11 protein-coding genes are annotated in these 21820 nt (G+C 71.8%); 10 read left to right on the plus strand and 1 reads right to left on the minus strand.

What is annotated here, in order from left to right:
- The first annotated feature begins 9 nt into the window (after positions 1–9).
- The 5 genes from PYR72_RS16290 (at position 10) to PYR72_RS16310 (ending at position 8519) form a co-directional block, all read left to right on the plus strand.
- The gene (locus PYR72_RS16290) at positions 10–1749 is read left to right on the plus strand and encodes an ABC transporter ATP-binding protein (RefSeq protein ID WP_275456018.1); all 1740 of its coding nucleotides are present in this window, start codon (positions 10–12) and stop codon (positions 1747–1749) included.
- A complete protein-coding gene (locus tag PYR72_RS16295; RefSeq protein WP_275456019.1) occupies positions 1746–3521 on the plus strand; it encodes an ABC transporter ATP-binding protein in 1776 nt (591 codons plus the stop codon). Before PYR72_RS16290 ends, PYR72_RS16295 begins: the two co-directional genes overlap by 4 nt.
- A 309-nt stretch (positions 3522–3830) precedes the next feature.
- Positions 3831–5915 carry a M4 family metallopeptidase gene (locus PYR72_RS16300; protein WP_275456020.1) on the plus strand — a complete coding sequence of 695 codons (2085 nt, stop codon included), beginning with the start codon at positions 3831–3833 and terminating at the stop codon, positions 5913–5915.
- 326 nt (positions 5916–6241) lie between these two features.
- Positions 6242–7903: a M4 family metallopeptidase gene (locus PYR72_RS16305; protein WP_275456021.1), complete on the plus strand. Its 1662-nt coding sequence runs from the start codon at positions 6242–6244 to the stop codon at positions 7901–7903.
- A gap of 82 nt (positions 7904–7985) precedes the next feature.
- On the plus strand, positions 7986–8519 hold the full coding sequence (locus PYR72_RS16310) for a DUF1990 domain-containing protein (protein ID WP_275456022.1): 534 nt from the start codon (positions 7986–7988) through the stop codon (positions 8517–8519).
- Positions 8520–8572: 53 nt separating this feature from the next.
- Here PYR72_RS16310 and PYR72_RS16315 read toward each other — a convergent pair whose 3' ends face one another.
- Positions 8573–11209, minus strand: coding sequence for a glycosyltransferase family 1 protein (locus PYR72_RS16315; protein WP_275456023.1), 2637 nt, complete (start codon positions 11207–11209; stop codon positions 8573–8575).
- 353 nt (positions 11210–11562) lie between these two features.
- Here PYR72_RS16315 and PYR72_RS16320 point away from each other — a divergent pair, with 353 nt between their 5' ends.
- From PYR72_RS16320 to glgB, 5 genes are all read left to right on the plus strand, one after another.
- Positions 11563–12789, plus strand: coding sequence for a S8 family peptidase (locus PYR72_RS16320; protein ID WP_275456024.1), 1227 nt, complete (start codon positions 11563–11565; stop codon positions 12787–12789).
- Between the two features lie 228 nt (positions 12790–13017).
- Positions 13018–15156: a maltotransferase domain-containing protein gene (locus tag PYR72_RS16325; protein ID WP_275456025.1), complete on the plus strand. Its 2139-nt coding sequence runs from the start codon at positions 13018–13020 to the stop codon at positions 15154–15156.
- Positions 15153–16853, plus strand: a complete 1701-nt coding sequence (gene treS, locus PYR72_RS16330; RefSeq protein ID WP_275456026.1) for a maltose alpha-D-glucosyltransferase — start codon at positions 15153–15155, stop codon at positions 16851–16853. The genes PYR72_RS16325 and treS overlap by 4 nt, the downstream gene beginning before the upstream one ends.
- Before the next feature lie 92 nt (positions 16854–16945).
- The gene (locus PYR72_RS16335; RefSeq protein ID WP_275456027.1) at positions 16946–18397 is read left to right on the plus strand and encodes a maltokinase; all 1452 of its coding nucleotides are present in this window, start codon (positions 16946–16948) and stop codon (positions 18395–18397) included.
- 49 nt (positions 18398–18446) lie between these two features.
- Positions 18447–21812 carry a 1,4-alpha-glucan branching enzyme gene (gene glgB, locus PYR72_RS16340; protein WP_275456028.1) on the plus strand — a complete coding sequence of 1122 codons (3366 nt, stop codon included), beginning with the start codon at positions 18447–18449 and terminating at the stop codon, positions 21810–21812.
- The last annotated feature ends 8 nt before the right edge of the window (positions 21813–21820 follow it).

The following is a 21820-nucleotide window of genomic DNA, read 5'->3' on the forward strand; positions in this document are numbered from 1 at the left end:
CGGGGGCCGATGATCGACGCGTACGAGGACCCCGGCACGCCCGACCGCCGGGGCGGTGCCCGGTATCTGTGGTGGCTGGTCAAGCGGCAGGCGGGCCGTTCCGCGCTCGGCTCGCTGATCTCCTGTGTGTGGATGGTGCTGCTGGCAGCCACCCCCTATCTGCTCTCCCGCGTGATCGACGAGGGGCTGGAACCCGGTGACCGGTCGGCGCTGGCCGGCTGGACGGCCGCGCTGTTCGGGGTGGGCGCCTTCAACGCCTGGCTCAGCATCATGCGCCACCGCACGATGACCCGGGTGCGGATGGACGCCAACTTCCGCACGGTGAAGGTGGTGATGGCGCACGCGGTCCGGCTGGGGGCGGCGCTGCCGCGCCGGGTCGGCGCCGGGGAGGTCGTCACGATCGGCGTGGGCGACGTCCAGACGATCTCCTCCTCGCTGACGGTCATCGGGCCGGGGGCCGGTGCGCTCGCCGCGTACCTGGTGGTCGCGGGGCTGCTGGTGTCGGTGTCCCTGCCCGTCGCCGGGGTGGTGCTGCTGGGGATGCCGCTGATCGCGGTGATCGTGGGTCCGCTGATGCGGCGGCTGCAGGGCACGGAGTCGGAGTACCGGGAGCGGCAGGGCGTGCTGACCGCGCGGATCGCGGACCTCGCGGGCGGCCTGCGGGTGCTCAACGGGCTCGGCGGCAAGGGGCTGGTCGCCGACGCGTTCCACCGGGACTCGCAGCGGCTGCGGGCGCAGGGCTACCGGGTGGGCGCGGTGACCAGCTGGATGCAGGCGGTCGGGGTGGGGTTGCCGACGGTCTTCCTCGCGGTGGTGACCTGGCTCGCGGCCCGGCTCGCCGCGCAGGGGGCCATCACGGTCGGCGAGCTGGTGGCGGTGTACGGGTACGTCACCGTGCTGGTGCGGCCGGTGTCGTACTTCGTCGACTGGGGGTACGAGGTCAGCCGCGGGGTGGTGGCCGCGCGGCGCGTCATCCGCTTCCTCGCCCTGGAGCCGCTGCCGGACCACGGCACCACGGACGCGCCCGCCGAGCCCTCGGCGCTGCACGACCCCGTGTCGGGGGTACGGGTGCCGCCGGGGCGCCTGGTCGCGCTGGCCGCCGACCGGCCGGCCGACGCGGCGGCGGTGGTGGACCGGCTCGGCCGGTACGCGCCGACGGCGGTGACCTGGGGCGACACGCCGCTCGACGCGATCCCGCTGGCGCAGGTCCGCGCGCGGATCCTGGTCGCCGACCACGAGGCGGACCTGTTCGCGGGCCGGCTGCGGGACCTGCTCGGCGGGCACGGCGACATCGACGACGCCACGGCCGCGCGGGCGTTGCACGCGGCGGTGGCCGAGGACATCATCCAGGGCCTGACGGACGGTCTGGACGCGGCCGTCGACGCGCGGGGCGGGAACCTCTCCGGCGGTCAGCGCCAGCGGGTCCGGCTGGCGCGGGCGCTGGTGGCCGATCCCGAGATCCTGCTCGCCGTCGAGCCGACGTCGGCGCTCGACGCGCACACCGAGGCGCGGGTCGCGCAGCGGCTGCGGACCGCCCGGGCGGGCCGTACGACCCTGGTCACCAGCACCTCGCCCCTGGTCCTGGACCACGCGGACACCGTCCTGCACCTGGTCGACGGCAAGGTCGCCGCCCGTGGCACCCACCGTGAACTCCTGGACGCCGAGCCGGGATACCGGGCGCTGGTGGCGCGGGACGCGGGGGAAGAGGGGGACGCCGACGAGAGCGCGGTCGAGGAGGCCCTGCGGTGACCACGGAACTCACACCCCCTGCCGCGGGCCGGCTGCCCGTCGCCGACCGGGCCGCCGTACGGCGCGCCACCGTACGGCTGGTGCGGGCCGACGGGCGGGCGTTCCTGGCCGTGCTGGGGCTGAACGGGGCCGCGGCCGCGCTGGGGCTGGCCGGGCCGTGGCTGCTGGGCCGCATCATCGACGAGGTGCGCGGCGGCGGGGGCGGTGTCGCGGTCGTGGACCGGCTGGCGGCGGCGATCCTGCTGTGCGCGGCGGCGCAGTTGCTGCTGGCGCGCTGGGCCCGGTACGTGGGGCACCGGTTCGGGGAGCGGACGCTGGCGCGGGTGCGGGAGGAGTTCGTGGACCGGACGCTGGCCTTGCCGGCGTCGGTGGTGGAGCGGGCGGGGACCGGTGATCTGACGGCGCGCGGCACGGCGGACGTGGACGCGGTCGGCAGGACGCTGCGGGACGTGGGGCCCGAGCTGCTGATCAACTCGGTGCAGGCGGTGTTCCTGATCGGCGCGGTGTTCGCGCTGGACCCGCTGCTCGGGCTGTGCGCGCTGTCCGGTCTCGGCAGTATCGCGGTGGTGCTGCGCTGGTATCTGCGCCGGGCGCGCACCGGGTATCTCGCGGAGGGCGCGGCCGGTTCGGAGGTCGCGGAGATCGTCGCGGCGACCGCGTCGGGGGCTCGTACGGTGGAGGCGCTGCGGCTGGAGCGCCGCCGGATCACCGCGAGCCGGGACGCGCTGGAGGTCTCGCGGCGGCGCCGGTTCCACACCCTCTTCCTGCGCACGGTGTTCTTCCCCGGGGTGGAGGTCTCGTACTTCGTGCCGCAGGTGCTGGTCCTCCTGCTCGGCGGGGCGCTGCTGGCGCGCGGTTCGGTCAGCCTGGGGGCGGTGGTGTCGGCGGCCCTGTATCTGCAGCAACTGGCCGGTCCGCTCGACGAGATCCTGATGCGGGTGGAGCTGCTGCAGAGCAGCGGGGCGTCGTTCGCCCGGGTGGAGGGGCTGGCCGGTGCCCCGCGCGCCGGGTCCGCCGGGACCCCGGAGCCGGCGGACGACCGTATCGACGTGACGGGGGTCCGCTACGCGTACGACCGGGGCGGTGAGGTGCTGCGGGGCGTGGATCTGACGGTCCGCCCCGGCGAACGGCTCGCGGTGGTCGGCCCGTCGGGCGCCGGGAAGACGACCCTGAGCCGCCTCCTGGCCGGCATCGACGCGCCCACGGAGGGCTCGGTGACGGTCGGCGGGGTTCCCGTCGTGGACCTCGGCCCCGAACGCCTGCGCCGCCAGGTGGTGCTGGTCACCCAGGAGCACCACGTCTTCCTGGGCACGGTCCGCGACAACCTGCTGATCGCCGAACCGGCGGCCACGGACGCGCAGGTGTGGGCGGCGCTGTCGGCCGTGGGCGCGGACGCCTGGGTGCGCGACCTTCCCGACGGCCTCGACACCCGCCTCGGCGAGGGCGGCCGCCGCCCGGACGCCGCCCAGGCCCAGCAGCTGGCGCTCGCCCGGGTGGTCCTCGCCGACCCGCACACCCTCATCCTCGACGAGGCCACCGCCCTGCTGGACCCCACCACCGCCCGCCACACCGAACGCGCCCTCGCCGCCGTCCTGCACGGCCGTACGGTCATCGCCATCGCCCACCGCCTCCACACCGCGCACGACGCGGACCGCGTGGCCGTCATGGAGAACGGTCTGCTCACCGAACTCGGCACGCACGAGGAGCTGGTGGCGGCCGAGGGCGCGTACGCGGCGCTGTGGCGGCGGTGGCACGGGGAGGGGGAGTCGTGACGGCTGAAAGGGGGCACGGCCGCCGAGGCGCCGGAGCTCCTCGCACGACATAGGGCGAACAGTCCGTATAGCGAACATGACCAACCGGGCAACGGACGATTTCCGGCCAACTTCTTGACGCGCTCCTGACAGGAGCCTCGGTCTCCTGCCACTCTGCCCACAACCGCGACACAGCAACCTCACAGCGGGACCGGCCGTGCCGCGGGAGCACCCCCCACACATGTGGTTTAAGCGTTCACCAGTTCTCACCTTGTTCTGCCCGGGCGGCCACCAGCCGTCCGGTCTCCCCTGGCCGCGCCATCCGCGGCCATGCAGAAGGAGTCAGTGTTGAGACGCCAGTCCCACAGACGCACCTCCCACACCGGTAACACTTTCGGCCACAGCACCCGTCGGCGCGCGGCCGCCGGCGCGCTCGTCGCCGTCACCGCCCTGCTGGCCGCGGCCGTCCAGTCGGGCGCCGCGTCCGCCGCCCCGGAGAAGGCACCGTCGGCGGCGGGCAAGGCCAACCCGGGCGCGGTCTCGATGAAGCTCACCCCCGCCCAGCGGGCCGAGCTGATACGCGAGGCCAACGCCACGAAGGCGGAGACGGCCGGGAAGCTGGACCTCGGCGCCAAGGAGAAGCTCGTCGTCCGTGACGTGGTCAAGGACCGCGACGGCACCGTGCACACGCGGTACGAGCGGACCTACGACGGCCTCCCAGTCCTCGGCGGCGACCTCGTCGTCAAGACCTCGAAGGCGGGCGCCACCAAGAGCGTCGTCAGGGCCACCAAGGCGAAGATCGCGGTGTCGTCGCTGACGCCCACCGTGACCAAGGCCAAAGCCGAGAAGCAGGCACTCGGTGCCGCGAAGGCGGAGAAGGCCAAGAGCCCCGAGGTCAACCGCGCGCCCCGCAAGGTCGTCTGGGCCGCGAGCGGCAAGCCCGTCCTCGCCTACGAGACGGTCGTCGGCGGTTTCCAGCACGACGGCACCCCGCAGGAGCTGCACGTCATCACCGACGCCACCAGCGGCGCGAAGCTGTACGAGTGGGAGGCGGTCGAGACCGGGACAGGCAACACGGTCTACAGCGGCCAGGTCAACCTCACGACCACGCAGTCCGGTTCGACGTTCAACCTGACCGACGGCGCGCGCGGCGGCCACAAGACGTACAACCTCAACCGCGGCACCTCCGGCACCGGGACCCTGTTCTCCGGCCCCGACGACGTCTGGGGCAACGGCACCCCGTCGAACCTGGAGTCGGCCGGCGCCGACGCGCACTACGGCGCGGCACTGACCTGGGACTACTACAAGAACGTGCACGGCCGCAACGGCATCCGCGGTGACGGCGTCGGCGCCTACTCGCGCGTGCACTACGGCAACAACTACGTGAACGCGTTCTGGCAGGACGCCTGCTTCTGCATGACGTACGGCGACGGCTCGGGCAACGCCAACCCGCTGACGTCGATCGACGTGGCCGCGCACGAGATGACCCACGGCCTGACGTCCAACACGGCCGGGCTGAACTACTCGGGCGAGTCCGGCGGTCTGAACGAGGCCACCTCGGACATCTTCGGCTCCACGGTCGAGTTCTACGCGGCGAACTCCTCCGACGTCGGTGACTACCTCATCGGCGAGGAGATCAACATCAACGGCAACGGCACGCCGTTGCGGTACATGGACAAGCCGAGCAAGGACGGCTCGTCCAAGGACGCCTGGTACTCGGGCATCGGCAACATCGACGTGCACTACTCGTCGGGCCCCGCCAACCACTTCTTCTACCTCCTCTCCGAGGGCAGCGGCGCCAAGACCATCAACGGCGTGAACTACGACTCGCCCACCTCGGACGGCCTCCCGGTGACGGGCATCGGCCGCGCCAAGGCGGAGCAGATCTGGTTCAAGGCGCTGACCACGAAGTTCACGTCGACGACCAACTACGCGGGGGCCCGCACCGGCACGCTCGCGGTCGCCGGTGAGCTGTACGGCACCACGTCCGCCGAGTACACGGCGGTGCAGAACGCGTGGGCCGGCATCAACGTGGGCTCGCGTCCCGGCGGCGGCGGGGGCGGCGGTACGTCGTTCGAGAACACGGCCGACGTATCGATTCCGGACAACGGCGCGGCGGTCACCTCGCCGATCACCGTCTCCGGCCGGACCGGCAACGCTCCCTCGAACCTCGCGGTCGCCGTGGACATCGTCCACACCTACATCGGTGACCTCCAGGTCCAGCTGGTCGCCCCCGACGGCACGGCGTACACGCTGAAGGCGTACGGCACCGGCGGGAGCACCGACAACATCAACACCACGTACACCGTGAACGCGTCGTCCGAAGTCGCCAACGGTGTGTGGCAGTTGCGGGTCCAGGACAACGCGGCCCGCGACACCGGCTACATCAACAGCTGGAAGCTGACGTTCCCGTAGGACGCGGCAGGGCTCCTCGTCCACGGGGGCCGTCGCGAGCATGAGGTGACAGGGCGCCGCCCCGGGGGATCCGACTCCCCGGGGCGGCGCCTTCTTTGCCGTTCCCCGGGGGCCGCTTTGCCGCGCCTTGGTGGCGCCTTTGCCGTGGTCAGAGCGGTTTTACATGGCCGCAATATTTCCGGACCGTTGATTTTCGGCCAACATCACTTTGCCCTCCTGACATGTACGCGCCGTACTGGCACGCTTCACCCACCCGCCGCACTCGTAACTTCAGTTCGCCGGACGACAGCCCCATGCCGTCCGGCCTCCCCCACCAAGGAGCATGAGTGACTCCGTTCTACGCGCGTCGCCGTCGCACCACGCTGGCCATCGCCACCGCCGTCGCCGCAGGTGCGCTGCTGACCACCGGACTGACCACGGGCGCCACCGCCCAGCCCGCGCCCGTCGCGGACAAGGCCAGGCCCGCCGGTGCCCCGGTCGCGCTCACCCCCGCCGCGCGCACCGCCCTGATCAAGAAGGCGGACGCGGCCACGACCGAGACCGCCGACGAGATAGGTCTCGGCGCCAAGGAGGAACTGGTCGTCCGCGACGTCATCAAGGACGCCGACGGCACGGTCCACACGCGCTACGAGCGCACCTTCGGCGGACTCCCGGTCCTCGGCGGCGACCTGGTCGTCCACGCGTCCAGGACCGGCGCCGTCAAGAGCGTCACCAGAGCGACCAAGGCCACCGTCAAGGTCGCCGACCTCACCGCGGACGTCACCAAGGCCACCGCCGAGAAGCAGGCGCTGAAGGCCGCCAAGGCCGAGGGCTCCGCCGAGACCGCGGCCGACCAGGCCCCGCGCAAGGTCGTCTGGGCGGCGAGCGGCAAGCCCGCGCTCGCCTACGAGACGGTCGTCGGCGGCTTCCAGCACGACGGCACCCCGCAGCAGCTCCACGTGATCACCGACGCGGAGACCGGCAAGAAGCTGTACGAGTGGGAGGCCGTCCAGACGGGCTCCGGCAAGAGCAAGTACAACGGCTCGGTCACCCTCGGCACGACCCTGTCGGGCTCGACGTACAACCTGACGGACGCCGGCCGCGGCGGCCACAAGACGTACAACAAGGCCCGCTCCACCTCCTCGTCGACCGGCACGCTCTTCACCGACGCCGACGACGTCTGGGGCACCGGCAGCATCTCCAGCTCCTCGACCGACCAGAACGCCGCCGTGGACGCCCACTACGGCGCCCAGGTCACCTGGGACTTCTACAAGAACGTCCTCGGCCGCAACGGCATCAAGAACAACGGCGTCGCCGCGTACTCCCGGGTCCACTACGGCAACGCGTACGTCAACGCCTTCTGGGACGACAGCTGCTTCTGCATGACCTACGGCGACGGCACGAGCAACACCAAGCCGCTCACCTCGCTGGACGTGGCCGGGCACGAGATGAGCCACGGCCTGACCGCCAACACCGCCCGCCTGAACTACTCGGGCGAGTCCGGCGGCCTGAACGAGGCCACCTCCGACATCTTCGGCACGGCGGTCGAGTTCTACGCGGCCAACGCCAGCGACCCCGGTGACTACCTCATCGGCGAGAAGATCGACATCAACGGCAACGGCACCCCGCTGCGCTACATGGACCAGCCCAGCAAGGACGGCGACTCGGCCAACTACTGGTCCTCGTCCCTCGGCAGCCTGGACGTCCACTACTCGTCGGGCCCGGCGAACCACTTCTTCTACCTGCTGAGCGAGGGCAGCGGCGCCAAGACCATCAACGGCGTCTCGTACAACTCGCCCACCTCCAACGGTGCCACGATCACCGGCATCGGCCGCGCCAAGGCCATCCAGATCTGGTACAAGGCGCTGAGCACGTACATGACCTCGACGACCAACTACAAGGGCGCCCGCACGGCGACCCTGAACGCGGCCTCCTCCCTGTACGGCGCCTCCAGCGCCGAGTACGCGGCGGTGAACGCGGCGTGGGCGGCGGTCAACGTCAACGCCTGACCTGACGTGGTGGTGCAGGTATAGGTGACGGGGCGGTACCCGGCGAGAAGGCGACGCCGGGTACCGCCCTAGGCTTTGCGCCATGCCCGCAACCCATGGCCCGCTCCCCGAGGGCCCCTTCACCTACGAAGCGGTCGGCGCGACCCGCGAGGGTCACTGCCCGCCCGACTTCAACCGCCTCCACGTCCGCTCCCGCATAGGCGAGGGCACGGACGTGTTCGAGCGGGCCGCGCACGCCGTACGCACCTGGGAGATGCACCGCGCGCTGGGCGTCGGCATCCACACCTCCGCCCCCGAGGCGGCCCCCGGCGTCGACGTGACGGTCACCCTCGGCGGCGTGATCAAGGCCCCCTGCCGCGTCGTCTACACACTCGACGAGCCCCGCCGCAAGGGCTGGGCGTACGGCACGCTGCCGGGCCACCCGGAATCCGGCGAGGAGGCCTTCGTGGTCGACCGCACGGGGGACGGCACGGTCTGGCTCACCGTCTCGGCCTTCAGCCGGGCCACGAAGTGGTACGCCCGGGCGGGCGGGGCTGCGACCCGGGGGCTGCAGCATGCTTATGCGCGGCGGTGCGGGGTGGTGCTGCGGCGGCTGGTGGAGGAGCCGAAGGGCTGACGCGGCGCCCCGCACAGGTCACCCCCGTACGGGACGCGGCCACCAGGGCGCCCCTACCGCAGCAGCACCCCCGCCCCCTCCCCCAGTTCCTCCGAGGGCACCGTCACCAGGCCCAGTTCGGCGGTGGAGGCCGTCAGGCGGTGGGACGGGAGGATGCGGACCGTGTAGCCGAAGGCGCCGGTGCGGTCGAGGGACAGGGGGCCCTCGTAGACCCAGCGGCCCTCCTCGTCGGGGCCGTTCACCGGCTTCAGCGGGACGTACGTGGCGTCCGTGATGCGGTCGTCGGAGTCGACGCGGCCGGAGACCGCCTGGACCTCGACGTCGTCCGGGACCAGTTCGCCGAGGCCCACCCGCACGCGCAGCACCAGCGTCGCGCCCAGCTCGGCCGCCGTGCCGGCCGGCGCCGCCGAGGTCTCCACATGGTCCACGCCCACCCGGTGCCAGGCGCCCCGCACCCGTGCCTTCCACTCGGACAGCTCACGGGCCGCGTCCGGGACCAGCGCGCGGTGGGCGCGGGCGGCCGGGGCGTACAGGCGCTCGACGTACTCGCGGACCATGCGGCCCGCCAGCACCTTCGGGCCCAGGTGGGTCAGGGTCTCGCGGACCATCGCGATCCAGCGGTCGGGCAGACCGCCCTGCCCGCGCTCGTAGAAGCGCGGCGCGACCCGCTGCTCCAGCAGCTCGTACAGGGCCGCCGCCTCCACGTCGTCCCGGTGGTCCTGGTCCTCGTCCGTCGCCGTGCCGTCCGCCGTGGGGATCGCCCAGCCGAAGTCCGGCCGGAACCATTCGTCCCACCAGCCGTCCAGGACGGACAGATTGAGACAGCCGTTCAGCGCGGCCTTCATGCCGGACGTACCGCACGCCTCCAGCGGGCGCAGCGGGTTGTTCAGCCAGACGTCGCAGCCGGGGTACAGCTTCTGCGCCATCGCCATGCCGTAGTCGGGCAGGAACACGATCCGGTGGCGGACGCGCGGGTCGTCCGCGAACCGCACCAGTTCCTGGATCAGGCGTTTGCCGCCGTCGTCCGCCGGATGCGCCTTGCCCGCGATCACGATCTGCACCGGCCGCTCCGGGTGGAGCAGCAGGTCCGTGAGGCGGTCCTGGTCGCGCAGCATCAGCGTGAGGCGCTTGTAGGAGGGGACGCGGCGGGCGAAACCGATGGTCAGGACGTCCGGGTCGAGGACGCCGTCGATCCAGCCGAGTTCGGCGGTGCCGGCGCCGCGCTGCCGCCAGGAGGCGTGCAGCCGCTCGCGCACCTCGACGACCAGTTGTTCGCGCAGATCGCGGCGGAGTTCCCAGATGTCCTGGTCGGGGATGTCGCCGACGGCGTCCCAGCGCTCCGAGCCGCCGACGCTCATGGCGTCCTCGGTCCGTTCGGCGCCGATCTGCCGGGCGCCGAGACGGAACACCTCCGGGGCCACCCAGGTCGGGGCGTGCACGCCGTTGGTGACGGAGGTGATGGGCACCTCGTCCGGGTCGAAGCCCGGCCACAGCCCGGAGAACATCTGCCGGCTGACCTGTCCGTGCAGCAGGGAGACGCCGTTGGCGCGCTGGGCGAGCCGGAGCCCCATCACCGCCATGTTGAAGACGTTCGGGTCGCCGCCGGGGTACGTCTCCATGCCGAGCCCCAGGATGCGGCCCACGTCGATGCGCGGGAGCTCGGCGTCGGGGCCGAAGTGGCGGGCGACCAGTTCGCGGTCGAAGCGGTCGATGCCGGCGGGGACGGGGGTGTGGGTGGTGAAGACCGTGCCGGCGCGGACCGCCTCCAGACCGGCGTCGAAGTCCAGCCCCTCGGCGCCGAGTTCGGCGATGCGTTCCAGGCCGAGGAAGCCGGCGTGGCCCTCGTTGGTGTGGAAGACCTCGGGCCCGGGGTGGCCGGTGAGACGGCAGTACGCGCGTACGGCCCGCACACCTCCTATGCCGAGCAGCATCTCCTGCAGGAGCCGGTGTTCGCTGCCGCCGCCGTACAGCCGGTCGGTCACCCCGCGTTCGCCGATGGCGTTGTCCTCGACATCGGAGTCGAGCAGCAGCAGCGGCACCCGGCCCACCTGGGCCTGCCAGATCCGGGCGTGCAGCCGGCGGCCGCCGGGCAGGGCCAGGCCGACCTGGGCGGCCGAGCCGTCGGCCTCCTGGAGCGGCACCAGGGGCAGTTCGTGCGGGTCGAGCACCGGGTAGTGCTCCTGCTGCCAGCCGTCGCGGGACAGGGACTGCCGGAAGTAGCCGTGCCGGTAGAGCAGTCCGACGCCGATCAGCGGGACGCCGAGGTCGCTGGCGGACTTCAGATGGTCGCCGGCGAGGATGCCGAGGCCGCCGGAGTACTGCGGCAGCGCGGCCGTGATGCCGAACTCGGGCGAGAAGTAGGCGACGGCGGCCGGGAGTTCGGAGGTCTGTGCCTGGGCCTGGTACCAGCGGTCGCCGCCGACGTAGTCGCGCAGGTCGTCGGCGGCGGCGGTCAGCCGGCGCAGGAAGCGCCGGTCCTCGGCGAGTTCGGCGAGGCGCCGGGTGGGGACGGAACCGAGGAGGCGCACGGGGTCGCCGCCGGACGAGGCCCAGCGCTCGGGGTCGACCGACTGGAAGAGGTCACGGGTCTCCGCGTGCCAGGACCAGCGCAGGTTGCGCGCCAGTTCGCTGAGCGGATGCAGGGCTTGAGGCAGGACGGGTCGGACGGTGAATCTGCGGATGGCCTTCACAGAGGGTTCCACCTTCGCGCCAGGACGTACGGGCCGGGGGGACGCACTCCGCTGTGCGCCGTTCGTCACCCCCGACGGTAGCGGCGCGGGGGCCCGGTAACCACGGGGCGTCCCCCGGTATGCGATTACGGCGCATCCGTACCCCGGCCGCCCCGTCGGGCAGTCCCTTCCCGGGCGTTCAGTCCTGAATTCGCCGCACCGGACCGCGAGGCGGCGGTAATCGGCCGTACCTCCGCATGTATCCCCCAGGGGATATGGCCGATTACCTCCCTCGGTGCGGCCTTGTGGCGTCCCACGCCGCACGAGAGGCTGCCCCCGGGCGTCACCCGGTCCGAGGAGGGGGTTGGCCACACATGCGTCACCCGGGCAAGGCAAGAGCGAGGCGTGTGCGCCGGTCGGGAGGGCTCACGGCGGTCGTGACGGCCGCGGTGCTCGCGGCCGGCACCCTGCCCGCGCGGGCCGCCGCGGAGGGACTCGTCCACGGAGCGGGCGGTCCCGGCTCCGTCAGCGGCAGTTACCTCGTGACCCTCGACGCGGGAGTCCCGGCCACGTCGGCCGCGGGCAGGGGCATAGCCGCGCGGTACGGGGTGCGCATACGCCATCTGTACCGCGCCGCCCTGAACGGCTACGCCGTGACGACGGACGAGACCCGGGCCAGGCGCCTCGCGGCGGACTCCCGCGTGGCCTCCGTCGTCCAGGACACGAAGGTCGCCTACGACCGTACCCGCGACGGCCGTCGACGGCCCGGCCCGCCCGCGTGGGGCCTGGACCGCCTCGACCAGCCGGACCTTCCGCTCGACAGGAGCTACACCTCACCGCGGTCGGCGGGCAGGGGCGTCACCGTGTACGTGATCGACACCGGCGTACGGGTGACGCACGAGGAGTTCGGCGGCCGGGCCGTCGACGGCTGGGACTTCGTGCAGAACGACCGGATCGCGCAGGACGGCAACGGCCACGGGACCCATGTCGCGGGCATCGTCGCCGGCACCACGCACGGCGTCGCCAAGAAGGCCCGGATCGTCTCCGTGCGTGTGCTCGACGACGCCGGCGCCGGGACGACGTCCCAGGTCATCGCGGGTGTCGACTGGGTCACCCGGCACGCGGGGAAGCCCGCCGTGGCCAATATGAGCCTCGTCGGCCCCGCCAACGCCCAGCTCGACGCGGCCGTACGCGCCTCCATCGCGTCGGGGGTCACCTACACGGTCGCGGCGGGCAACGACGGGCTGGCGGCGAGCCGTTCCTCGCCCGCCCGCGTCGAGCAGGCGATCACCGTCGGCGCCACCGACAGGAAGGACGTCCGCGCCGGCTTCTCGAACTGGGGCCCGAGCCTGGACCTGTTCGCCCCGGGCGTGTCCGTCACCTCCGCCTCCCACCGCGGTGACACCGGGACGGCCACCCGGTCCGGTACGTCGATGGCCGCACCGCACGCGGCGGGCGCGGCGGCCCTGTATCTGGCCGACCGCCCGAGGGCCTCACCGGCCGACGTGGCCGGGGCCCTGGTTGAGCGAGCGGTTTCGGGCAAGGTGAAGGAGAGGAGGGCGGGCTCCCCGAACAGGCTTCTTCAGGTCGGCCGTTCGTAGGAGTCCGTAACACCGGAGGTGAAGGTCTCTTTACCGAGAGCGACTACAGTGACCGGCCTCGACCCTTTCGGACGAGGCCGGTCTTGTGTGTAGACATACGCGTGAGTAGTTAACAAAGTGCCGGAATGCCCACCCGCACCGTGTGGGAAGGCTTCACCGGTAGTCCCGCTGGCCCCACCTCCCCACACCCTTATCCGCCCACCCACGTTGACGCGGACAGGAGCGGTCATGCCCGCCACGCACCACTCGTCACCACCCCCGACGACCAGTACCACCGACGTCACCCCAGAGAGCGCCTCCGCACGTCCCGCACGCCCGGCGCACGCGAGCCCGCCCGCGCCGGCCGCGCCACCCCCGAAGACCCCCGGGACTCCGGGCGCCCCCACCATCGGCCGCATACCGGTCGTCGACGTGCGGCCGACCGTCCACCACGGTCGCCGTCCGGCCAAGGCCGTCGTGGGCGAGGCCTTCGAGATCTCGGCCGTCGTCATCCGGGAGGGCCACGACGCGGTCGCCGCGAACGTGGTGCTCCGGGACCCGGAGGGCCGCCCGGCCGACTGGGCCCCGATGCGTGAACTGGCCCCCGGCACGGACCGCTGGGGCGCCACCGTCTCCGTACCGAGCGAGGGTGTCTGGTCGTACGCCGTGGAGGGCTGGGGCGATCCGGTCACCACCTGGCGGCATCACGCCCGCATCAAGATCCCGGCCGGCATCGACACCGAACTCGTCCTGGAGGAGGGCGCGCGGCTGCACGAGCGCGCCGCCGACGGCGTCCCCGAGGGCCGGAGCGGACGGGGCGTCCTGCTCGCCGCCGTGGACGCGCTGCGGGACACCGCGAGGCCCGTGTCCTCCCGGCTGGCGGCGGCGTTGGCGCCGGAGGTGGACGAGGTCCTGGCCCGTCACCCCCTGCGGGAGCTGGTCACCTCCTCCGAGCCGTTGCCGCTGCTGGTGGAGCGCGAACGCGCCCTGTTCGGCTCCTGGTACGAGTTCTTCCCCCGGTCCGAGGGCACTCCCGCCCAGCCCCACGGAACGTTCCGCACAGCCGCCCGCCGGCTGCCGGCCATCGCCGCGATGGGCTTCGACGTCGTCTACCTGCCCCCCATCCACCCCATCGGGACGACCTTCCGCAAGGGCCGCAACAACACCCTCTCCCCCACCCCCGACGACGTCGGCGTGCCCTGGGCCATCGGCTCCCCCGAGGGCGGCCACGACAGCATCCACCCCGACCTCGGCACCCTGGAGGACTTCGACCACTTCATCACCGAGGCCCGCGCCCTGGGCATGGAGATCGCCCTCGACTTCGCCCTGCAGTGCTCCCCCGACCACCCGTGGGTCTCCAAACACCCCGAGTGGTTCCACCACCGCCCCGACGGCACCATCGCCTACGCCGAGAACCCGCCGAAGAAGTACCAGGACATCTACCCCATCGCCTTCGACGCCGACCTGCCCGGCCTCATCACCGAGACCACCCGGATCCTGCGTCACTGGATGGACCACGGCGTGCGGATCTTCCGCGTCGACAACCCCCACACCAAACCGGTCGTGTTCTGGGAACAGGTCATCGCCGACATCAACGCCACCGACCCCGACGTCATCTTCCTCGCCGAGGCCTTCACCCGCCCCGCGATGATGCACACCCTGGCCGCCACCGGCTTCCAGCAGTCCTACACCTACTTCACCTGGCGCACCACCAAGGCCGAACTCACCGAGTACGCCACCGAACTCGCCGGTGAGGCCGCCGCCTACATGCGGCCCAACTTCTTCGTCAACACCCCCGACATCCTCCACGCCTTCCTCCAGGAAGGCGGCCGCCCCGCCTTCGAACTCCGCGCCGTCCTCGCCGCCACCCTCTCCCCCACCTGGGGCATCTACTCCGGCTACGAACTGTGCGAGAACACCCCCCTCAAGCCCGGCAGCGAGGAATACCTCGACTCCGAGAAATACCAGCTCCGCCCCCGCGACTGGGACACAGCCACACGCGAGGGCCGCACCATCGCGCCGCTGCTCGGCAAGCTCAACGAGATCAGGCGCCGGAGCCCGGCGCTGCGTCAGCTGCGTGACCTGCACTTCCACCACGCCGACCAGGAAGCGGTGATCGTCTACTCGAAGCGGGCGGGTTCGAACACGGTTCTGGTGGTCGTCAACCTCGACCCCCACCACACCCAGGAGGCCACGGTCTCGTTGGACATGCCGCAACTCGGCCTCGACTGGCATGAGTCCGTGCTGGTACGAGACGAGCTCACCGGTGAGGTCTACACCTGGGGCAGGAACAACTACGTACGTCTCGAACCGGGCCGCTCGCCCGCCCACGTACTGACCGTCCTGCGACCGTCCAACCCGCAGATCGGGGGGTCACCCACACCATGATCGTCAACGAGCCCGTTCCGGACACCTTCGAGGACACGCCGCAGAAGGACCGGGACCCGGACTGGTTCAAACGCGCCGTCTTCTACGAGGTGCTCGTCCGCTCCTTCCAGGACAGCAACGGCGACGGAGTCGGCGACCTCAAGGGCCTCACCGCCAAACTCGACTACCTGCAGTGGCTCGGCATCGACTGCATCTGGCTCCCACCCTTCTTCAAATCCCCCCTCCGCGACGGCGGCTACGACGTCTCCGACTACACCGCCGTCCTCCCCGAATTCGGCGACCTCGCCGACTTCGTCGAATTCGTCGACGCCGCCCACCAACGCGGCATGCGCGTCATCATCGACTTCGTCATGAACCACACCAGCGACCAGCACCCCTGGTTCCAGGAATCACGGAACAACCCCGACGGCCCCTACGGCGACTACTACGTCTGGGCCGACGACGACAAACAATTCCCCGACGCCCGCATCATCTTCGTCGACACCGAAGCCTCCAACTGGACCTTCGACCCCGTCCGCAAACAGTACTTCTGGCACCGCTTCTTCTCCCACCAGCCCGACCTCAACTACGAGAACCCGGCCGTGCAGGAGGAGATGATCTCGGCGCTGAGGTTCTGGCTGGACCTGGGCATCGACGGGTTCCGGCTGGACGCGGTGCCGTACCTGTACCAGCAGGAAGGCACCAACTGCGAAAACCTTCCCGCAACCCATGACTTCCTCAAACGGGTGCGGAAGGAGATCGACGCACACTACCCGGACACGGTCATCCTCGCGGAGGCGAACCAGTGGCCCGAGGACGTCGTCGACTACTTCGGTGACTTCGCCGGCGGCGGCGACGAATGCCACATGGCGTTCCATTTCCCGGTGATGCCGAGGATCTTCATGGCCGTACGACGGGAATCCCGCTACCCGGTCTCCGAAATCCTCGCCAAGACCCCCGAAATCCCGTCCAGCTGCCAGTGGGGCATCTTCCTGCGGAACCACGACGAGCTCACCCTCGAAATGGTCACCGACGAAGAACGCGACTACATGTACGCGGAATACGCCAAAGACCCCCGCATGCGCGCCAACATCGGCATCCGCCGCCGCCTCGCCCCCCTCCTGGACAACGACCGCAACCAGATCGAACTCTTCACCGCCCTGCTGCTGTCCCTGCCCGGCAGCCCGATCCTCTACTACGGCGACGAGATCGGCATGGGCGACAACATCTGGCTCGGCGACCGCGACGCCGTCCGCACCCCCATGCAATGGACCCCCGACCGCAACGCCGGCTTCTCCTCCTGTGATCCGGGACGACTGTCACTGCCGACGATCATGGACCCGGTCTACGGCTACCAGGTCACCAACGTCGAGGCGTCCATGTCCTCGCCGTCGTCGCTGCTGCACTGGACCCGCCGGATGATCGAGATCCGCAAGCAGAACCCGGCGTTCGGCCTGGGCACCTACACCGAACTGCCCTCCTCCAACCCCTCCGTGCTCGCCTACCTCCGCGAGCACGGGGACGACCTGGTGCTCTGCGTCAACAACTTCTCCCGCTTCGCCCAGCCCACCGAACTCGATCTGCGCACCTACGAGGGACGCCACCCCGTCGAACTCATCGGCGGAGTCCGCTTCCCCGCCATCGGCGAACTCCCCTACCTCCTCACCCTCGCGGGCCACGGCTTCTACTGGTTCCGCCTGCGGAAGGACACCGTGTAAGCCCGGCCCGAACCCCGGGCGGGCCGGTTTCTCCCGGCCCGCCCGGGGCACGCAGACAGGAACACCCCGCCCCGGGGAAAGGACGCGAGGCCATGTCGGAAGCCGCCACGCACCCCACCGCGCCAAGTCCCGCTCCACCGCCCGCCACGGAGCCGCCCCCCGGTCTGCTCCTCTCCCTGGAGCCGCTGCTGCGGGAGTGGCTGCCACGGCAGCGCTGGTTCGCGGGGAAGGGCCGGCCGGTCGCCGGGTTCAGTCTGGTGGCGGCCACCGAGCTGCTGCCGACGGGCACCGCCAAGGCCGGGCTGCTCCACCTCCTCGTGCGCGCCCACCAGCCGCTGGTGCCGTCCCAGGGAGCCCCGGCCCACCCCGGCGACTGCTACCAGTTGCTCCTCGGCGTACGCGAGACGCTGCCGCCCCGGCTGGCACCCGCGCTGATCGGGCACGTGGCCGAGGGGCCGCTGGCCGGACGCACGGTCTACGAGGCGCTGCACGACCCGCGGCTCGCCGGGGTCCTCCTGGAGGCGATGCGGACCGAGGCCCAGGTCGGGGCACTGCAGTGCGGCCGGGACACCCGGTACGAGATCCCCGAGGGCCTGGTGCCCCGCCTGATCACCTCGGAGCAGTCCAACTCCTCCCTCGTCTACGGCGATACGTTCATCCTCAAGCTGTTCCGCCGGATCGTGCCCGGCGACAACCCCGACCTCGAACTGCCGAGGGAGCTGTCCCGCGTGGGCTGCCCCCGGGTGCCCGCGCCGGTGGCCTGGATGGTGGCGGAGCTGGACCGGACCGCCGGCGCCGAAGGCCACCACGTCCTGGGCGTCCTCCAGCCGTTCCTGCACGGCGCGGCGGACGGCTGGGAACTGGCGCTGAGCGTGCTGGCCAAGGGCGAGGACTTCACCGCCGAGGCACGGGCACTGGGCCGCACGACCGCCGAGGTGCACAGGGCGCTGGCGCGGGCCCTGCCCACGGTCACCCTCGGCCGGCCGCAACTGGAGTCGCTCGTCGCCGGGATGACCGGGCGCCTGGAGGCCGCGGCCCAGGCCGTCCCCGCGCTGCGGCCGTACGCCCCCGGTCTGCACACGGCCTTCGAGGCGCTCGCCGACCTCGCCGCGGAGGGGCGCACCTGGACCGCGCAGCGCATACACGGCGACCTCCACCTCGGGCAGAGCCTTCGCTCGCCCTCCGGGGAGTGGTCTCTCATAGATTTCGAGGGCGAACCGTCGAAGCCGCTGGCCGAGCGGCGGCTGCCGCAGCCCGTCGCCCGTGATGTCGCCGGCATGCTCCGCTCCTTCGACTACGCCGCGCACTCCGTCCGGCCCCCGGCCGCGGAATGGGCGACCCTGTGCCGGGCCGCGTACTGCTCCGGGTACGCGGACGTCGCCGGAGCCGACCCGCGTACGGATCCCGTGCTGCTGCGCGCGTACGAGACTGACAAGGCCGTGTACGAGGTCCTCTACGAGGCCCGCCACCGCCCCGACTGGCTACCGGTTCCCCTGGCCGCCGTGCACCGGCTGGCCACGGACCCCAACGCCGACACCCCCTGACACGCCCCAGCCCCACCCCTGCCCCACCCCTGCCGAGGAGGCAGTACCTGTGACACCCCGCCCGCCGTCCGACGACAGCACCCAGCCCGCCGGTCCCCCCGTCGAGGGGTCCGCCCCGGTGAAGAAGGCCGCCACGAAGAAGACGGCCGCGAAGAAAGCCGTGGCGAAGACAGCGACCGCGAAGAAGACGGCGACGAAGAAGGCGGAGAAGGCGTCGGCGAAGGAGTCGCTCGGGGTCGAGGCAGCCGCCGGCGAACCCGCGCCGGGGCGTGCCGCCGGGACCGGGGGTACTACGCCGAAGGCCCCGGCCAAGAAGACGGCGACGACGAAAGCCGTGGCGAAGAAGGCGGCGACGAAGAAGGCCGTGGCGAAGACCGCCGCGACGAAAACCGCCGCGACAACGAAGACCGCCGCGAAGAAGGTGGCAGCGGCCAAGACCGTGACGGAGAAGGCCGTAGCGAAGCCGGCCGTGGCAGAGAAGGCCGTCACCGCCGAGGCCGCGGCCGTGAAGCCCCTGGCGAAGAAGGCCGTCACGAAGAAGGCCGCCGCGACGACGAAGACCGCCGCGAAGCCGGCCGCCGCGAAGAAGACGGCAGCGGCCAAGACCGTGGCGGAGAAGGCCGTGGCGAAGCCGGCCGTGGCAGAGAAGGCCCTCACCGCCGAGGCCGCGGCCGAGAAGCCCCTGGCGAAGAAGGCCGTCACGAAGAAGGCCGCCGCCAAGAAGCCGGTCGCCAAGCGGGTCGCCGCCAAGACCGCGGCGGCGAAGAAGACCCCTGCCGTCAAGAAGACCGCGGCGGTGAAGGAACCCGCTGCCATGGAGCAGGCCGCCGCCGAGAAGGCAGGGGTCAAGAAGGCGGGCGTCAGGAAGGCCGGGGTCGCGAAGCAGGCGGCGGCCAGGAAGGCCACGCCGTCCGAGGGCGTCGTCACGACCGAGGCCGCCGCCCGGCGTGCCGTCGCCGGGAAGGCGGTGACGTCGCCGCGGCAGGCGGAGCGCGCGGTGCTGGTCCCGGCCCTCCCGCCGGGCGGCGGGACGCCTCCCCCCGCCCCGGTGTCGACCGGATCACCGGCCCCGGAGCCCGTCCTGCCCCAGCAGGCCGCCGCCGAACCGGCCGTCCCCCCGCGGGCCGCCGCCGAACCGGTGCCGCCGCACCCGTCGGTCCCCAGACAGGACACCCCCGCGCAGGACACCGTCCCCCACGACGACCCCGCCCTCGCCCACCCCGTCTTCTCCCCCGCGATGGACGGCGGCGACCGTGAACGGCTGCTGGCCGGGACCCATCACGCGCCGCACTCCGTGCTGGGCGCCCACCCCGTGCCCGGCGGTGTGGTGTTCCGGGCGTTCCGGCCCTACGCGCTCGGCGTGAGCGTGGTGGTGGACACGCTGCGGGCGGAGCTGCACGACGACGGGGGCGGCTTCTACTCGGCGCTGCTGCCGCTGCGGGAGGTGCCGTCGGCGTACCGGCTGCTGGTGTCGTACGAGGGCGCCGTGCAGGAGACGGAGGACGCCTACCGCTTCCTGCCCGCGATCGGCGAGCTGGACCTGTATCTCATCGGCGAGGGGCGCCACGAGGAGCTGTGGAAGGCGCTCGGCGCCGAGCCGATGACCCACCAGGGCGTGACCGGCACCCGGTTCACCGTGTGGGCGCCGAACGCGCGCGGCGTGCGCCTGGCCGGGACCTTCAACTTCTGGGACGCCACGGGGTACCCCCTGCGTTCGCTGGGCTCCTCGGGCGTGTGGGAGCTGTTCGTGCCGGGGATCGGCGAGGGCGAGCTGTACAAGTTCGAGATCACCCGGCCGGACGGTTCGAGGACGCTCCGGGCCGACCCGATGGCCCGCCGTACGGAGGTCCCGCCGAACACCTCGTCCGTCATCCACGCCTCGGCGTACGAGTGGGGCGACGAGGAGTGGCTCGCCCGGCGCACACAGACCCCCGCGCACGAGGCGCCGTTCTCGGTCTACGAGGTGCACCTGCCGTCCTGGCGCCCGGGTCTGACGTACCGGCAGCTGGCGGAACAGCTCCCGGCGTACGTCGCCGACCTCGGCTTCACCCATGTGGAACTGCTGCCCCTCGCCGAGCACCCCTTCGGCGGCTCCTGGGGCTACCAGGTCACCGGCTTCTACGCCCCGACCGCCCGTCTCGGCACCCCCGACGACTTCAAGTACCTGGTCGACGCCCTGCACCGGGCCGGCATCGGTGTGCTGATGGACTGGGTGCCGGCCCACTTCCCGCGGGACGACTGGGCGTTGGCCGAGTTCGACGGACGGCCGCTGTACGAGCACGCGGACCCGCAGCGGGCGGCGCACCCCGACTGGGGGACGCTGGAGTTCGACTACGGCCGCCGTGAGGTGCGCAACTTCCTGGTGGCGAACGCGGTGTACTGGTGCGAGGAGTACCACATCGACGGGCTGCGGGTGGATGCCGTCGCGTCGATGCTGTACCTCGACTACTCGCGCGAGCCGGGCCAGTGGACGCCGAACGAGCACGGGGGCCGGGAGAACCTGGACGCGGTCGCCTTCCTCCAGGAGATGAACGCGACCGTGTACCGGCGGGTGCCGGGTGTCGTGACGATCGCGGAGGAGTCCACGGCCTGGGACGGCGTCACCCGGGCCACCCACCACAACGGCCCCGGGGGCTTCGGCGGTCTCGGTTTCGGCCTGAAGTGGAACATGGGCTGGATGCACGACTCGCTGGACTACATGGCCAAGGACCCCGTCCACCGCAAGCACCACCACCACGAGATGACCTTCTCGATGGTGTACGCGTACAGCGAGAACTACGTCCTGCCGATCTCCCACGACGAGGTCGTGCACGGCAAGGGCTCCCTGGTGTCGAAGATGCCGGGCGACTGGTGGCAGCAGCGGGCCAACCACCGGGCGTACCTGGGCTTCATGTGGGCGCACCCCGGCAAGCAACTCCTCTTCATGGGGCAGGAGTTCGCGCAGGGCGCCGAGTGGTCGGAGGCGCACGGGCCGGACTGGTGGCTGCTCGATCCCGCGTACGGCGCCGAGGCCGACCACCGGGGAGTGCGCGATCTGGTCCGTGACCTCAACGCGGAGTACCGGCGGACGCCGGCGCTCTGGCAGCAGGACACCCGGCCCGCGGGCTTCTCCTGGATCACGGGGGACTCCGCGGACGACAACGTCCTGGCGTTCCTGCGGTTCGCCGAGGACGGTACGCCGCTGCTGGCCGTCTCCAACTTCAGCCCGGTGGTCCGGGAGGAGTACCGGCTCGGTGTCCCCGAGGACGTCCCGGCCTGGCGCGAGGTGCTGAACACCGACGCGGCGGCCTACGGCGGGACGGACGCCGCGGGGTCGGGTGCCGTGAAGCCCGACCCCCAGCCCTGGCATGGCCGCCCGGCCAGCATCCGGGTCACGCTTCCCCCACTCTCCACGGTTTGGCTCCGCCCGGCCTGAGTTCGTCT

Source organism: Streptomyces sp. VNUA24 (genome assembly GCF_029167005.1).
In the GTDB taxonomy this organism is placed as follows: domain Bacteria; phylum Actinomycetota; class Actinomycetes; order Streptomycetales; family Streptomycetaceae; genus Streptomyces; species Streptomyces scabiei.